Origin of the sequence: Pseudomonas sp. SG20052 (assembly GCF_031766055.1) — a bacterium.
Lineage (GTDB): Bacteria > Pseudomonadota > Gammaproteobacteria > Pseudomonadales > Pseudomonadaceae > Aquipseudomonas > Aquipseudomonas mandelii.
In genome coordinates, this window is record NZ_CP134498.1 from 4,204,020 (window position 1) to 4,219,908 (window position 15,889).

16 protein-coding genes are annotated in these 15,889 nt (G+C 60.8%); 14 read left to right on the forward strand and 2 right to left on the reverse strand.

The window, feature by feature from the left end:
* Window positions 1-17 precede the first annotated feature (17 nt).
* The 9 genes from RHP74_RS19285 to RHP74_RS19325 all read left to right on the forward strand — a co-directional run bounded on the left by RHP74_RS19285 (window position 18) and on the right by RHP74_RS19325 (window position 11,160).
* Window positions 18-1,610, forward strand: a complete 1,593-nt coding sequence (locus RHP74_RS19285) for a Wzz/FepE/Etk N-terminal domain-containing protein (protein ID WP_311096113.1) — start codon at window positions 18-20, stop codon at window positions 1,608-1,610.
* On the forward strand, window positions 1,607-2,695 hold the full coding sequence (locus tag RHP74_RS19290; RefSeq protein ID WP_083376386.1) for a glycosyltransferase family 4 protein: 1,089 nt from the start codon (window positions 1,607-1,609) through the stop codon (window positions 2,693-2,695). The genes RHP74_RS19285 and RHP74_RS19290 overlap by 4 nt, the downstream gene beginning before the upstream one ends.
* Window positions 2,692-4,059, forward strand: a complete 1,368-nt coding sequence (locus tag RHP74_RS19295) for an O-antigen ligase (RefSeq protein WP_102594875.1) — start codon at window positions 2,692-2,694, stop codon at window positions 4,057-4,059. The genes RHP74_RS19290 and RHP74_RS19295 overlap by 4 nt, the downstream gene beginning before the upstream one ends.
* Complete coding sequence (locus RHP74_RS19300) at window positions 4,056-5,024, forward strand: glycosyltransferase family 2 protein (RefSeq protein ID WP_010455631.1); 969 nt, start codon at window positions 4,056-4,058, stop codon at window positions 5,022-5,024. The genes RHP74_RS19295 and RHP74_RS19300 overlap by 4 nt, the downstream gene beginning before the upstream one ends.
* Complete coding sequence (locus RHP74_RS19305) at window positions 5,017-6,153, forward strand: glycosyltransferase (RefSeq protein ID WP_145308197.1); 1,137 nt, start codon at window positions 5,017-5,019, stop codon at window positions 6,151-6,153. Before RHP74_RS19300 ends, RHP74_RS19305 begins: the two co-directional genes overlap by 8 nt.
* Before the next feature lie 12 nt (window positions 6,154-6,165).
* Window positions 6,166-7,167 (forward strand): polysaccharide deacetylase family protein, encoded by a 1,002-nt coding sequence (locus RHP74_RS19310; protein ID WP_311096116.1) that lies wholly within the window; start codon window positions 6,166-6,168, stop codon window positions 7,165-7,167.
* Window positions 7,164-8,468 carry a lipopolysaccharide biosynthesis protein gene (locus RHP74_RS19315; protein WP_077749050.1) on the forward strand — a complete coding sequence of 435 codons (1,305 nt, stop codon included), beginning with the start codon at window positions 7,164-7,166 and terminating at the stop codon, window positions 8,466-8,468. The genes RHP74_RS19310 and RHP74_RS19315 overlap by 4 nt, the downstream gene beginning before the upstream one ends.
* On the forward strand, window positions 8,465-10,384 hold the full coding sequence (locus RHP74_RS19320; RefSeq protein ID WP_311096117.1) for a hypothetical protein: 1,920 nt from the start codon (window positions 8,465-8,467) through the stop codon (window positions 10,382-10,384). Before RHP74_RS19315 ends, RHP74_RS19320 begins: the two co-directional genes overlap by 4 nt.
* An 86-nt stretch (window positions 10,385-10,470) precedes the next feature.
* Window positions 10,471-11,160, forward strand: coding sequence for an N-acetyltransferase (locus tag RHP74_RS19325; RefSeq protein WP_311096118.1), 690 nt, complete (start codon window positions 10,471-10,473; stop codon window positions 11,158-11,160).
* A gap of 63 nt (window positions 11,161-11,223) precedes the next feature.
* Here RHP74_RS19325 and RHP74_RS31445 read toward each other — a convergent pair whose 3' ends face one another.
* The gene (locus RHP74_RS31445; protein ID WP_224795531.1) at window positions 11,224-11,310 is read right to left on the reverse strand and encodes a hypothetical protein; all 87 of its coding nucleotides are present in this window, start codon (window positions 11,308-11,310) and stop codon (window positions 11,224-11,226) included.
* Window positions 11,311-11,587: 277 nt separating this feature from the next.
* Here RHP74_RS31445 and RHP74_RS19330 point away from each other — a divergent pair, with 277 nt between their 5' ends.
* From RHP74_RS19330 to RHP74_RS19350, 5 genes are all read left to right on the forward strand, one after another.
* Complete coding sequence (locus tag RHP74_RS19330) at window positions 11,588-12,382, forward strand: GNAT family N-acetyltransferase (RefSeq protein ID WP_353852379.1); 795 nt, start codon at window positions 11,588-11,590, stop codon at window positions 12,380-12,382.
* Entirely contained in the window at window positions 12,354-13,145 is a 792-nt protein-coding gene (locus RHP74_RS19335) for a ChbG/HpnK family deacetylase (protein WP_311096120.1), read from the forward strand. The genes RHP74_RS19330 and RHP74_RS19335 overlap by 29 nt, the downstream gene beginning before the upstream one ends.
* Window positions 13,146-13,260: 115 nt before the next feature.
* Entirely contained in the window at window positions 13,261-13,953 is a 693-nt protein-coding gene (locus RHP74_RS19340; protein ID WP_311096122.1) for an N-acetyltransferase, read from the forward strand.
* A gap of 488 nt (window positions 13,954-14,441) precedes the next feature.
* Window positions 14,442-14,735 carry a type II toxin-antitoxin system RelE/ParE family toxin gene (locus RHP74_RS19345; RefSeq protein WP_145308185.1) on the forward strand — a complete coding sequence of 98 codons (294 nt, stop codon included), beginning with the start codon at window positions 14,442-14,444 and terminating at the stop codon, window positions 14,733-14,735.
* Window positions 14,736-14,737: 2 nt separating this feature from the next.
* Window positions 14,738-15,046: an addiction module antidote protein gene (locus tag RHP74_RS19350; RefSeq protein ID WP_010455651.1), complete on the forward strand. Its 309-nt coding sequence runs from the start codon at window positions 14,738-14,740 to the stop codon at window positions 15,044-15,046.
* A gap of 13 nt (window positions 15,047-15,059) precedes the next feature.
* On the opposite strand, the gene RHP74_RS19355 is transcribed toward RHP74_RS19350, so the two are convergent.
* Window positions 15,060-15,872, reverse strand: a complete 813-nt coding sequence (locus RHP74_RS19355; RefSeq protein ID WP_311096123.1) for a class I SAM-dependent methyltransferase — start codon at window positions 15,870-15,872, stop codon at window positions 15,060-15,062.
* Window positions 15,873-15,889 lie beyond the last annotated feature (17 nt).

Consider the following 15,889-nt stretch of genomic DNA (forward strand, 5'->3'; position numbering starts at 1 on the left):
CTCTCAGGTGACCGACCATGAATCCAAAGGAAAACTACCTGCACGAGTTCTTCAGGATCTTTTTCGCCAACAAGCAGTTGGTGAAACGAGTCTTCCTGGTCTTTGCAGTGATCGCGCTGGTCCTGCCGCTGATGCTCAAACAGAGCTTCGATATCACCGCCCAGGTGATCGTGCAGTCCAAAAAACTCTCACAGGGAGACGCCACAACCTCCCTCAACCAGGAGAACGCCTCGTTCATTCCACCGTCCCTGGCGGACATGGAAACCGAGAGCAATATCCTGCGCTCGCCGGCCTTGATTCGGCAGACCATCAGCGAGTTGCGCGACAAGGGTGAGTACACGCCTACCCCTGGCGCTTTCAACAAACTGGTGACCCAGCCATTCAAACAGTACGTGACCACGCCGCTGCGTGAATACGTGATCAACCCGATGAAAGCCACCCTGGGCCTGGAAACCGACCCGGTACGCGACACGGCGCTGGATGCCCTGACCCAACAGGCGATCGACAGTCTGAAAATCGAGACCCTGCCAGGCTCCAACGTGATCTCCATCATCTACAGCTTCGACAATCCAACCCAAGGCACCCATTTTGTCGCAGCCTTGCTGCAGAACTACCTGACGAGCCGTCAGGCACTGCAATCGATCGATTTGCCGCAGTCGTTCTACGAAACCAAGAAGAAGCAATACCAGGTGCGTCTCGATGGCCTGGAAGGCACTCGGCTGGGCTTGCTTGAAGCGGTCGGCTCGTCCGATCCGAAGGAAGAAATCACCTTCCGCCTCAACGCCATCAACACCGAGGAGCAGGCGCTCAACCTGTACCGCGATCGCCTGCTGCAAAGCCAACGCTGGCTCGACTACCTGAAAACCAGCCTGGCCGCAGCGAGCAACTCGAAACTCAACGACTACACCTTCCCCTACACCTTCACCACCACCGTGGACAATGTGGCGTTCGAGGATCGTGAGATCAAACAGATGGGTGAGGCCCTGACCACACAGGTCAGCCGCTACATGAACGACCTGGCGATCTTCCAGCCAAGCAGCGAACCGATGTTGTTGACCCGCGAGCAAATCGCCCGCACCCGTCAGCAGTTTCTGAAAGTGGTCAGCAACCGGATTCAGGAACGCAACACTGATCTGGCGATTGTCAGCTCGGTGATCGACCAGAAAACCAAGCGCATTGCCGAGTTCAAGGAGCGCATCCACCAGTTGCAGGAAACCCAGAGCAAGCTGCGGCAGATGGACACCGAGATCAACGCGTTGCACGCGGCGTTCTCGACCTATGCCCAACGCTTCGCCGAAAGCAGCAGCGCACGTTCGCTGGACAACGACCTGTCCAACGCACGGGTGCTCAGCCCGCCGTATGAGCCCACCGAAGCGGCGTTCCCGAAACCGATGCTGATCATTCCGTTCGGCTTGTTCACCGGTCTCTTGCTGGCGATTGCCCTGGTCTACGTGCGTGAGTTCTTCGATCACCGTTTCAAACACCCAGCGCAAATCACCCACGAACTGGGCTTGCCGGTGCTGTTGGTCATCAACGATCAGAACATTGAACCCACCAATCCGCACAGCAACTGGTCCGTACCTGGCCTCGTGCATTGGGTGCGCAATTGAACGCGCCTCTCATCCCTTCCCTGCCGATCATTCATTTGCTCAGCAGCGGCGGCTTCTACGGGGCTGAGCGGATGCTGCTGGACCATTGCCTGGCGACGCCGGGGCAGCACCAGGTGCTGTTTCTCGATGCGCCGCCAGACTTGATCGCGCGGTTTCGTCAGGCGGGGGTCGACTGCCGGGGTTGCGCGGGGTTGGGGGAATTACTGGCGCATTTGCGCCAGCGCCGGGCGGAACGGCCGTTGATCAATACGCACAACTTCAAGGGCCTGTTGTTTGGCTGGGTGGGCGCAACGTTGTTGCGCCTGCCGCTGGTGATTACCCAGCACGGTTTCACACCGCGCAGCCGCAAGCAGAAGTTCTACACCTGGCTGAGCCTGCAACTGTGCCGCACCGCGTCGGTGAATCGCGTGGTCTGCGTTGCCGAAAGCATCGCAGTGCTGTGCCGTCAGGCCAGCGTCCGGGCGGAAAAGCTGCAGGTGATTCCCAATGGTCTGCCGGCGACTGACGGACTGTTGCCGCGTCACGCGAAACGCCAGCGTTGGCTGGCCGGTTACGTCGGGCGGCTGAGCAGTGAAAAGGGCCCGGACTTTTTTCTCGATGCGCTGATTCCACTCTGCCGGCAACACCCGCAACTGGACGCCGTGATGCTCGGCGACGGCCCGGAACGGGAGACGCTGCTGGCGCGTATCAACGAAGCGGGTTTACAGGACCGCATCACCCTGCCGGGTTACCAGACCGACATGAGTGTGTGGTGGCGACAACTAGATGCGCTGGTGATCAGCTCGCGCACCGAAGGCACGCCGATGATTCTGCTCGAAGCGATGCAAGCCGGTGTGCCGGTGGTGGCGTTCGGCGTCGGCGGGATTCCCGATGTGCTGCAAGACCGGCACAACGGCCTGCTGGCGACACCCGCCGACAGCGCCGCCCTCGCCCGCCAGATCGGCTCGTTGCTGACTGAACCGGCCATGGCCCGCGACCTGATCGACAACGCAAAACGTACGCAATTGGACCGTTACGACCTCAAGGCCCTGGCCGAACGCTGGTCGCAACTTTATCTCCGTACTGCACGGGAGGCACGCGCGTGATCTTTCCGCTCTCGATCGTCAGTTTGTTTGGCCTGGTCTGCCTCGCTTTGCTGGCCAGCCCTTATCCGTATCTGGCGCCGGGAGCGGTGCTGGGCCTGGTCGGTGTCGCGCTGCTTTACCGAAAACCCACCTGGGGTTTGCTCGGGATCGCGGCGCTGGTGCCGTTCGAAGGTTTCTTCAAGGACAGTTCGCTGTCGGGCACCAAGTTCCTCGGCGCGTCACTGGCCGTGATCCTGATGCTGCAACTGGCCATCCATCAGATTCCCTCGGAACGCCTGCGCAGCAACATCTGGCGTTACCTGATCTGGTTCATGGTCTTGTACCTGCTGAGCGTGATCAACACCGATAACATGGGCATGTCGATGGCGCATCTGCGGGAGCTGAGTGTCGGCCTGGTGCTGTTTGTGATCACCCTGCTGATCGGCCGCGAGCTGAACATGGACCTGTTCGCCAAGATGGTCACCCTCAGTGTCACGGCGACCTGCGTGTTGGCGATGTTCTCCAGCAAATACCAGGACCAGGGGCGCGCCGCCGGCCTGCTGGAAGACCCGAACGCCTTTGCCATGCTGATCGCCTTCGCCGTGCCGCTCGCCTTGCTGCTGGTGGTGCGCAGCCCGCACTTCCTGCATCGGGTGTTCTGGGTCGCTTGCTGCATTTTGCTGCTGGGCGGCATGACCAAGACTGAATCCCGTTCGGGGCTGGTGGTGCTGTTCCTCAGCCTTCTGATCGGCGTCTGGCACTACCGCCTCGAGCTCAAACGCATCCGTCCACGGCATCTGGGGTTTGCCATGCTGGGCCTGGTAATCGTGATTCCGCTGGCCCTTTATGCGATGCCGAAGGGGTATATCGAGCGCATTCAGTCCTTGAGCATCTTGAGCGCCGGCGCCAAGAGCCAGGACCAATCCCTCGGCCGTCGCGCCTCGTACATTGTGGTCGGCAGCGAGATGATCCGCGAGAACCCGTTGCTGGGCACCGGTCCCGGGACGTTCCCGCTGCACTACGCCACCACCGGTTATGCCAAGGCGTTTTCGGCCAACCGCAAGATCGGCGACCTGTACCGCCGCGCCCACAACACCTACCTGGAAATCTTCAGTGAGCTGGGGATTCCCGCCGGCCTGTTGTTCGTCGGCATGCTCGGCCTCGGTTTGTACAACCTGGTCCGCGCCCGTCGTGCATGGATGCAGCGACGCAACCGCGAACAGGCGGATTTGCTGACGCACCTGAGCATGAGTTTCCTGTCGTTGACGCTGTTTTTGATGTTCCTCAGCGCACCCAATCAGAAGTACGTGTGGATCATGCTCGCCCTGACCAGCGTGCTGCGTTTGAAAGCCGAAGAAAGCCCACTCGCGGAGGCCAAGGCATGAGCCGCATCAGTATTGTTATTCCGATGTACAACGAATCTCGCCACATCGCTCGGACCTTGTTGGCTGCGCAACGCGCTGCCATCGCCGCCGGTCTGGAATGCGAGCTGATCGTGGTCGATAACGGTTCCGACGATCAGGGCCCGCAGATAGCCCGGCAATTCGGCGCTCAGGTGCTGGTGCTGCCGGGCGTGCTCATCGGCGCCTTGCGCAATCGCGGTGCGGCCATCGCCACCGGCGATTGGCTGGCCTTCATCGATGCCGACGTCGAGATGCCCGAGGACTGGCTCACGCTGTTGTTGAAAATCGAGCCCGCGGTTCAGGTCGACGTCCTCGGGCTGGACCTGCACACCCCGGCCGAAGCCCCTTGGTATGCCAATGCCTGGCAACGTCGCACCTTGCGTCCGAACAACGAGACGGTGCAGACGGTGCGCTGGCTGCCCAGTTCCAACCTGTTGATGCGCCGCCCCTGGTTCGACAAGGTCGGCGGCTTCGATGAAACCCTGCGCACCGGCGAGGACAAGGATTTCACCATGCGCCTTTCCCACGCTGGCGCGCGCCTGCTGTCAGTCAACCAGACCGTCGCCCTGCATTGGGGGTATGAGTGCAGTTGGCGTGAATGGATGGGCAAGGAATTCTGGCGTCAGGGCAGTCATCTGCAGTTACTGCGCAGTCACGGGATGAGCATGCGTCTGCTGCGCTTCCCGCTGATGTCGCTCGCCGCCTGGATGTTGGATTTCCTGGCAATCTCCGCCCTGCTCGATGGCTTCCCCCACCATGCGGCGCTCATGTTGTTCCTGACCAGCCTACCGGCGCTGGCCTTGAGCATGCGCCAGACCTTAAAACACCGTGATCTGCTGTTGACCCTGCAACTCTGGGGCCTGCATTGGTTGCGTCTGCACCTGGCCGGTGCCGCGTTTGTTCTCAGTTTTTGTCATTGGAAAGCCAGGAGGCCTGCCCGTGGCTGAATTCATTTTCTGGTTGTGCCTGTTGCTGCCGGTTTACGCCTATCTCGGTTACCCCTTGCTGTTGACGCTGCTGGCGCCATTGTTTGCGGCGCGGCGTAACGCAATCGCGGAACCGATGAACATCAGCATCGTGATTGCCGCGCACAACGAAGCGCGGCACATCGAACACAAGTTGCGCACGTTGCTCGCTCAGGATTATGAGCCGGCCTCGCTGCAGATCATTCTGGCCAGCGACGGTTCGACCGATGACACCGTGGCCTGTGCGCGCAAGGTCATCGACCCGCGCATCACCATCCTCGACCTGCCTCGCCAGGGCAAGGCCGCGACCCTGAATGCCGGCGTGGCGTTGAGCACCGGGGATATTCTGGTGTTCACCGATGCCGACAACCAATGGTCCCGCGACACCCTCGGTCACCTGCTGGCGCCGCTGTGCGATCCCCAGGTTGGTGCGTGCGCCGGGCACATGGTGATCCCGGTCACCGGCGGTGGCCTGAGTATCGGCGACAGTCTCTATCGGCATTACGAAGGCTGGCTGCGCAGGGTGGAAAACCGCACCGGCTGCATGGTCTCCGCCGACGGCGCCCTGCTTGCCCTGCGCCGCGAGTTGTTCCAGGAGGTGCCGGCCGAGGTCAACGATGACTTCTTCATCAGCACCTGCGCGCCGGTGGCGTTCAAGCGCATTGTCTATGTGCCCGAAGCGCAAGTAATCGACCAAGGCGTCGATGAAGCAGACAAACAATTCCGCCGCCGTCAGCGGGTTACCGTCGGGGGCTTGCAAAGCCTGGCCCAACGTAGCGAGCTGCTCAATCCGCTGAAACATGGCCTGTATTCGATTGCCTTGATCAGCCACAAGTTGATCCGCCGTCTGGCGCCGATTCTGTTGCTGCCGCTGTTGCTGAGCAATTTCTGGCTGTGGGAAGAACACGGTTTCTATCGCCTGAGCCTGGTCGCGCAACTGCTCGGTTACGCCGTGGCCATCGCCGGTCTGCTGGATTCGCAACACCGTCTGCCCAAACCTTTCCGCCTCGCCGCGTTCCTGCTAGTGACCCTGGCCGGGATGAGTATCGGTCTGTGGCAGTTCCTGCGGGGGCAGCGGTACGCCCAGTGGAACCCTGAGCAAAACCGTTGAGAGGATGGAGCCATGGCGATCAGACAATTATTAAAACGCACCAGTGGCTGGCTGTATCTCAACTCGCCGGTAGGCCGCAATCAACTGCAAGGCGCCGGGGTGATCCTGATGCTGCACCGGGTGCTGGCCAGCGACCACGCCGCCGAACTGCCCCATCGCAATGAGCTCTGTGTCGGGCCAAAAGCCTTCGAACACTTGCTGGTGTGGCTGAAAAAACACTTCGACTGCGTGTCGTTGATGGATATTTTGCAACCCGGCACGGTGAGATCGGATCGCCCGAAAATCACCCTGACCTTCGACGACGGCTGGCGAGATAATGCGCTGAATGCCTTCCCGCTGCTGAAAAAATACCAGGTGCCGGCGAGTATTTTTCTCTCCACAGATTTCATTGGTAGTCGTCAGCGGTTCTGGTGGGAAAGCATCGGCGAAACCCTTTGGGGCAGCTACGGTGAACGGGCCCGGATGCAATTGATCGACTGCCTGAAAGAGCTCGGTCGGCCATTGCCGGTGCCCTTCGATGAACTGGATATGGAGCGTCGCAGCCTGGCCTTGCTGCACTTTCTGCACAGCCTGAAAACCCTCAGCCCTGCTGACCTGAATCGCCTGACCGATGAGTGCCCGGACGAGTCATTGCCCCAGGCGCTGGACTGGCAGCAGGTGCGCATGCTGGAAGGCTCGGGGCTGGTGCGGTTCGGTCCCCACGGCGCCAGCCATGCAATTCTCACCGGCCTCGATGATCAGCGTTTGCATGAAGAACTCAGCCGCAGCCGCGACGCCTTGCACAATGGCTGCAACCGTCCGCTGCCGGTCTACTGCTACCCCAACGGCGACAACGATGCGCGGGTACGCGAACACGTTGCCGATCACGATTACCCGTTCGCCCTGGGCACCGGCACCGGGATCTATCGGGGCACCGATGACCCCTTGAACCTGCCCCGTTTCGGCGTCAGCCAACGGGTGGCGCGCAATCCGCAGCTGCTGTCCTGGCGCTTGTTCCGCGGGGCCCGCACATGAGCCGCAGCCATTACCTCAAGCATCTGGCCCTGAGCATGGGCACCAAACTGGCGATGATCGGTTTGCGGCTGATGCGCAACGTGTTGCTCGCAAGGATCCTCGGGCCGAGCGAACGGGGTTTGTTTGCCCTGCTCAGCACCTTGCCCGACCTGATCAGCGCCGCCACCAGCGGCGGGCTGAATTCGGCGGTGGGTTTTCAGGCGGCCAAGCAACGCCCCATGGGGTTGCTGCTGAGTCAGGTGCTGGTGTTCGGTTGCTTGCTGGCGGGTCTTTTGACTTTGCTGGTGGTCGCCCTGGTGCGTGAGTTCGGCAGTGAACTCGACATCACCACGCAACTGGGCCTGCTCGCCTGGCTGTTGTTGCTGGCGGTGCCGCTGACCGTACTCAAGAGCGGACTGCTGACCTTGCACAACGCCTCCGGCGGCGTGGTGGCCTTCAACGCGTTGCGCCTGGTGGAATCCCTGGCGCCGCTGCTGCTGTTTCTCGCCTTGTTCTGGATGTGGAAAGACGCCGCGCTGGAAGCAGCGCTGATCAGTTGGCTGGCAGGCATCAGCCTGGTGGTACTGGCGGGCTGGTTCTGGCTCAAACGCGCTCAGCCCCTGAAATTGCAATGGGACCGCGCCAGCCAGAACGAGCTGCTGCGCTACAGCGCTCGCAGCCATCCCGACCTGCTGTTCCAGCAAGTGATCCTGCGCTCCGATTACCTGTTCATCGGCGCCCTGCTCGGCAGCACCGCGCTCGGTCATTACGCCATGGCCAGCGCCGCCGCCGAGTTGCTGCTGATTGTCCCGGAAGCCGTGACCACGCCATTGATGAAACGCCTGCTGCAACAGGAAGAAGGCATCGACAAAGTGACGCCTCTGGCCCTGCGCCTGACCGCCACGGTGATGCTCGGCGCCTGCGTGACCATGGCGGTGATCGGCGAATGGCTCATCGTGACGCTGTTCGGCGCGGCCTATCAGCCGGCGTATCCGGCCTTGCTGGCGCTGCTGCCGGGCCTGTTGGGCCTGTGCTACGCGAGCATCCTGCGCCTGGACTTGCTGGGCAAAAACCGTCCCGGCACGATTTCGCTGTTGATGGGGCTGGGCGCCTTGCTGAACCTGGCGCTGAACCTGGTGTTGATTCCGGCCTACGGGATCGTCGGCGCGGCGGCGGCCTCGTCCATCGCCTACCTCGCGGTCACCCTCGCGCTGCTGGTGATGTACTGCCGGTTGAGCGGCGTGCCGGTCTGGCAAACCCTGATCATTCTGCCCAGCGATGTAACGCCGATGCTGCACATGCTGCAACGGAAGTCGGCATGAAACGCCTGGTCCTGCTGTTTAGCCTTGGCCTCGCGCTGAGCGCCCAGGCGGCGCCCATGCGTTGGGCCGATATTCGCGACGGCAGCCTCTACCTGCAACCGGATCGTCCCGACACGCTGACCATTCGCTGGGCGCCGGCGTGGCAGGCGGATGCCAACGAAGAACGCCTGTACCTGCTCGACGGCCAGGGCAAACTCCAGGGCGAGCGCCTGATCGCCGCCAGCGAATCGCGCGGCAGTCAGAGCTGGCCGTTGACCCCGAGTGCCTCCAGCTATCAACTGGAAATTCCGGGCTACAGCTTCCGTCGCTACCGGGTTGAACACGACGAACACACGGTGGCGTTGTTCGCCCCGGCCAAGGTGCATTTCAGCGCCGAAACCCACAATGGCGATGAGCTGTACTTCAAGGTAGCGCCGGGTGAGCGCGCAGTGCTGGCCGGTAAGTTCCATGGCGGTGTCAGCGCCTTGCAAGCGCAGCGCGTGGGCGACGGCAAACAAGTGGCGCTGGCGCTGAAACCGTATCGGGGTTATTGGCAGTTCGACAAGGTCGAGTTACCCGTCGCCACAGAAGCACAGGTCTGGCGCCTGCGCCTGCAAGGCAGCGGCAAGGTGGCGTTCTGGCTAGATGGCACCGCCAACCTCTTCGCCCAGAATCCGCAGCAACTCAAGCCCCTGCGCGAAGACGATGGCCAGGTCCGGCTGACATTGCACAATAAAATGCTGGGGCCGACCCCGAACCTGGGCATCGCCCTGCCCTACGTCAAGGTGCCGGAATCGAGTTATGCCGTGCTCGATGCACTCAAGCCACAGGCGGGCACTTACTACAGTTTCGTCGACATCACGGCGAAGAATCCGCACTACGAAGATGAATTCCGTCGGCTGTATCAGGACCGCTTCGGCATCACCCAGGACATCACGCTGTTGGCCGGGAGCCAGCGCCAGGCTGACTTGCGCGCCGACACCCTGAGCAACGCCGGGCTCGACGCCTGGCTCGCGTCGACCCGGGCCCTGGGTGGCAAAGGCACGCACTACATCGGTTTTGCCGACGAGCCGAACCTCAATTACCCGGACTACGCCAACTACCAAAGCATCTTCAACAGCATGGCCCGGCAAGTGCGTAGCAATCCGGCCAATGCCAAGGCCGGCGTGCGCATCGCCATGCCCGCCAGTTCGCGACTGGTCAACGGCCCGTTTGCCGACAACGCCGCCGACAAGCGCGGCATCGATTGGGCCAAACGCTTGCTGGCCGAATCCGGCGACAACATCGATGCCCTGGCCTGGCACGAATGGATGATTCGCGACCTGCTGGCAACACGGGTCTACCGTGACAGCGTGCGCCGAGCCGCCGACCTGGTCGGCCTCGACGCCCAGGGCCGGCCGCGCAAAGCCTTGCTGCTGGACCAGACCAACATGTCCAGCGGTTCCAGCCTCAGTCCTTACGATCAGGAAACCCACTTCGCATCGTTGTGGTGGACGTCGGTCGTCATCAACTCGTCTCAGGATGGCTTGCTGGAGATGCTGAGCTGGTTCCAGGCCGCCGACGAACCGAACTACCCCAAAGGCATGTTGCGTGTCCTCGGCGAGGATCGCTTCGAGCTCAAGCCCGTGGGCCTGGCTCAGCAGTTCATCCGCCAGCATTGGCTGCACGACGTGATGCTCCTCGATAACGACGCCTTCGAGGTCGACGTGCTGGCCATGGCCGAGGACAAGAAGCGCAGCCTTCTGGGCGTCAATAAAGCCACGCGCTTGCAGCGTGTGGCCCTGACTGGAGTCCAGTGTCCGCTGGCCAACGGTTCATTAAGCTACTTCGGTACCGACAACCGCGCCCGCGACGCACCCTTCAGTTGCCAGGACGGTCGCGTCAGCTTCGAGCTGCCAGGACGGACCCTGTTCAATCTCAGCTGGAGCGCCTCATGAATTGCCAAGTATTGAATAGCGAAATCGGCCATTGGCCGCACCTCGCATCACTCCACTCGCGGCCGAGACCGTCAGGAGTCAATAACATGAGCGTTTTGCAGAAAATCAGCCAACACATCAGACAAAAAGGTTTGCGCGCCACCCTTAGTAAAATCTGGAAGCACTACGTGTTTTTCCATCAGGAACTGTTGTGGATGGAGCGCGACCTGGTCACTCCGGTGCCGCCTTACAAACTCAGGCCCTACCCGCCGCTGCAGGTAGTGCGCATCACCCCGGAAAACGCCGTGGCGTTCACCCGTTACTTCGGTGACCGCGTGGAGACCATGGCCGAACTGGCCCGTGAAGGCTACACCGGGCATATGCACCTGGACGACAAGGGTGATGCGGTGGCCTTCATCTGGGGCGCTGCGCGCAACTATCACGACAAGCACTACTACGGCTGCTGGTTTCCGGTGAAAGAAGGCGAGTTCTTCGAATTCGGCGGCGAGCTGACCCGTGCCTATTGGGGCACCGCACTCTCGATGGACCTGCAGACGGAGTTGTGGAAAGCCATGCTGGCCCAGGGTTGCCACACGGTGGTGGATGTCTGTGAGTTCCACAATGTCCCTGCCCTCAAGCTGCACATACGCACCGGCTACAAGGAACAAGGGCGGATCATGAACGTCTACGAGCTGTTTGGTCGCTGGCGCTTCTACCGCGAAACCCATTACAGCGGCTCACGCCTGGATGCCTTGCGCAAACCGGCACGTGAACCCGCCCCAGCAGCGGTGAGCTGACCCTATGGCAGCACGATTCGAATGGCGCACTTCGTTGTGCGCCGCTGATTTCCCGGAAACGGCTTATGAAGCGTTGCGTCTGCGAGTGACGGACCACACACCGTTCAACACACTGGCCTGGATGCGTGCATCCGAACAGGCCCTGACCACCGGGCAACGCTTGCATGTGTTGCTTGGCTGGCAGGGTCATGAGCTGGTCTTGTGTTTGCCGTTGGTGGCCTCCGTCGAGCGTTTCGCCAGGCTGCCGTTTCGCGTGCTGCATCACCTTGGCTACCCACTTGCCGACCGCCTCGCGCTCCTTGCAAAAACGGACTCGGAGAATATCCGCAAGGCACTGATCGAGATCCGCCGACAACTTCCCCATGCCCTGCTGCAACTCAACGAGTTGTCGGAACCGGTCGGCGAAGAAAGCGTGCTGACCGAGTGGATGGCGCACAGCTCGACCGGTGAACGGCGCCTCAGCTGTCGGGTGCCGGTGCACGTGATCAGCGACGCGGACCACCAGGAAGTTTCGGGTGACCCCCGCTATAAACTGCGCCGCGCACGCAAACGCATCGCAGCCTGTGGTGCCCAGGTTCGACGGATCACCCCCGATGCGTCGACCATGGGCCCATTGTTGCAGGCCATCAGTGAAGTTGAAGCGGTCAGTTGGAAAGGCGATGAAGGCGTCGGGATTTTCGCCGACGAACGTCACCGACAATGGATGGACCGAGCCTTCACCGCCCTCGCCGAACAGGGGCTGGTGCGGGTCGTGGTGCTGGAGCTGGACGGGCGCTGCATCAGCTACCGCCTCGGGTTGCTGGAGCAAGGCCGGTTGTACGATTACAACCTGGCGTTCCTGCCGCAATACGCCGATCTGGGCAGCGGTCGGGTGTTGCTCGACGAGTGGATTCGCTGGGGGCTGGACGAGCACTGGCGCTGGATCGATGCCTCGCGGGTGAGCCTGGAAAATTCCAGCCATCAACTGCACGAACGCATGACCGGGCAACTCGAACACTGGCGCTGGAGTTTCTATTCCTGGCGCCCCAGCGGTCTGGCGCTGGGCCTGGCCCTGAGACTCTGGCAGCGGCTCAAACCCTTGTTGCAGAAATGGCAAGCCAAACGGGCAGCAGCGACCGTTGCCACTGCACCGGCGCCCGTTGCCGCAGTGGTCAAAGCAACGAAGCCAACCGACACAAACAGGGAGGGCGACCATGCCTCGCCAAGTCATAGTCAACGCTGACGATTTCGGTCTCAGCCCGTGCGAAAACGCGGTAATCCTGGGCGCCTTCCAGGCGGGGGTGATCAGCTCCGCCACGGCCATGGCCAATATGCCGGCCTTCGAAGCGGCGTGCGTCATGGCCCAGCATCCGTTGCTCAAGGACCGGATCGGCCTGCATTTCAACCTCACGTATGGGCGTCCGTTGAGTCAGTCGATTCTGGGTCGAAGGAACTTCTGTGACAGCCATGGGGTGTTCGATCTCAACCTGTCCCGCCATCGCCTCTGGCTCAGCCGGGGGGACCGCGACGCAGTGCTGGAGGAGCTCAACGCCCAATGGCAACGCTGCGTGGACAACGGTGTACGGCCCAGCCACATCGATTCCCATCAACACGTTCACAACATCTGGCCCATTGGTGAGATCGTCGCCCGTTTCGCCGCGAGCCAAGGGGTGCCCGTGCGCCTTGCGCGCAATCTGGGGCAAAACCTGAGCTTGCCCAAGCGCGTGTTCAAGACCTTGCTGAATAATCGCTTGCAGAGCCTGGCGGGTGTGACCGCGGATTATGTGTGCACACCGGTGGACCTGCGAAATGAAGCCATGCCGACCGACGGTGTGCTGGAAATCGTGGCTCATCCGACTCAGCTTGGCGCTGATTTCGGTGATGCCTATTTGCAGCCAGAAGAGTCTCTAACCCTTGCTCTAGAGCGGCGTCTTCACGGTGTACCGCGGGCTTCCTATGGTGCTTTGAACGGCCATTTGGTGACCGGTGAAGCCGCGCTCGAATGAGTTACATACATTGCAACATATTCAAAGCTGGCGCTTTGACATGAACTTTCAAGCTTGATCTATACACAACAAAAGCGTTTCCACCCACACCCTGGCCTTGGCTAAGGAGAGCGTCATGAGCATCATCGAAAAGCTTCGCGAACGCATAAAACAAAAGGGCCTGAGCCGCACGTTCAACACGCTGTGGAGACGCTACGTGTTCTTCCATTGGGAGCTTTTATGGATGGAACGGGACCTGATCAGCCCGGTACCGCCGCACAAACTGCGTCCTTATTCGGGCGTGCGCATGGTGACCATCACCCCCGAAAACGCCAGCGCCTTCGGCAAGCATTTTGGTGACCGCGTCGGGACCATGGCCGAACTCGCCACCGAGGGTCACACCGGGCACATGTATCTGGACGAAGAAGGCCACGCTGTTGCGTTCATCTGGGGCAGCGCCCGCGACTACCACGACCGTCACTATTACGGCTGCTGGTTCCCGGTCAAACCTGGTGAGTTCTTCGAGTTCGGCGGCGAAATGGCCCGCCCCTACTTCGGCACCAGCCTGTCGGTGGATGCTCAGGTAGACCTCTGGGCAGCAATGGCAGCCCAAGGCTGCAACAAGGTGGTGGACGTCTGCGAAACCCACAACATCCCTGCCCTGAAGCTGCACATCCGCATGGGCTACCACGAACAGGGTCGCGTTACCCACGTCTACAGCCTTTTCGGACTCTGGCGCTTCTACCGCGAAACCCGCTACACCGGCTCACGGCTTGATCCGCTGCGCAAACCGGGACGGCCAGTGGTAACAGGGGCGGCTAGCGCCTGATATCCGATAGACAGACCGAGTTGCGGCCATCGCGAGCAGGCTCGCTCCCACAGTAGATCCTCAGCGCACGAAGATTTTGTGTCCGACGACGATCCAATGCAGGAGTGAGCCTGCTCGCGATGGCGGCGGCACATTCAGTATTGATGTGACTGACAGAGAGCTATCGCGAGCAGGCTCGCTCCTACAGTGGATCTTCAGCGCATGCGTATTTCGTGTTCGACGACGATCCAATGTAGGAGTGAGCCTGCTCGCGATGGCGGCAGCACATTCGGCATTGATGTGACTGACAGATAGCTATCGCGAGCAGGCTCGCTCCCACAGTGGATCTCCAGCGCACGAAGATTTTGTGTTCGACGACGATCAACTACAGGAGGGCCGGGTGATTTCGCTGCTGAGAGCGTGATACGTCCCACATCTATGGGAAAAACCATCCCTGGCGAAGGAAGCGCCTGACTGCTCATTCGTATCCAAGTGGATACATTTGAGCAATGAATTATATTGTTCAACAAACTATGATCTTCGTGGCATGGCATGCCTCAGTTCGTGACTTGCGGGCGAAGATTGCTATCGCTCGTCGCATTGATCGTGCCTCTGCAGGTAACCTGGGTGATATCAAACCGGTGGGAGACGGCGTTTCCGAAATGCGCGTGGACGTCGGCGGCGGCTATCGGGTCTACTTCACTTTGCGAAACAGTGTCGTCATTGTGCTTTTGGCCGGTGGTGATAAATCTTCGCAAACCGCCGATATCAGGCGGGCTAAAAAATTGGCAAAGGAGGTTTAAACATGAGCCAGACTTTGACTACTTTCGATATGGCGGCACTGCTGGACAGTGACGAAGCCATTAGCGAGTACCTCTCACAAGTGCTCGCAGAGGGCGATAACGAGGAATTTCTTCGTGCTATCGGATACGTGGTGAAAGCGCGCGGAATGACACAGATTGCCAAGGACTCGGGTATGGGTCGCGAAAGCCTGTACAAGGCCTTCGCGCCCGGTGCAAAACCACGCTTTGATACGGTTTTGAAGGTCATCCATGCCCTCGGCATCGATCTCTGTGCGCAGCCAGGTCATTCGATCAATCACTCGGTGCTTTGAGAGATTCTTCTGGCTAGGCTGCTCGCTTCACCCCCACCCACGTAAAACACAACGGCAACTGCGCCGTCTGCCGCTCATACCGGTAATAGAGTTCCTCGCGGTTGGAATGCGGGTACTCCTTGAAATGGCTGATCTGCAGTCCCGCCTCGATGGCGCCGGTGAAGATGGCGCCCAGGGTGTGGACGAACCAGTAGGACGACGCGGTGTGCTGGTCGACTTTGCCTTCGTAGACGATCGGCAGGTCCTGCACGAACGGCTCGCTGCGAAAGTACGAGCTGTCCAGACGATAGGGATCGGCGGCCTCGGGGTCGACCATTTCCAGGAAGGGGTGGGTTTCGTACACCACCAACGCACCGCCGGGCTTGAGGGTCTGCGCGACATGGTGGAAGAATTCGCCGATGTCGGGCATCCAGTTCAAGACGCCGATGGTGATCAGCGCCACGTCGAAGCGGTCATGCAATTCAGCCGGCAGGTGATGAATGTCGGCCTCGATGAATTCGGGCTCATGGGGTGAGAGTCCAGCCAGTTCCCGCGCCTGATCGAGAAACGCGTCGGACTGGTCGACGCCCACCACGCTGCGAGCCCCCAGCGCAAACAGCGAAAGACTTTCCCGCCCGTTGTTGCAGCCCAGTTGCACCACGTCCTTGCCATCGACGCCGACCTGCTCCAGTACACCGCGAAGTGTGTCATCGATGCAGCAAAAATCGCGATGACTGACCACCTTCACCAGAGCCTGCCAATCGGGCGCGTCCTTGTGGTGTCGGGCGGAGTCGTTCCAGGCATCGCGGTTGCTGGCGATGGCATTTTTTTTGGTCGGCATTTCCATTGCACACTCCAGAATCC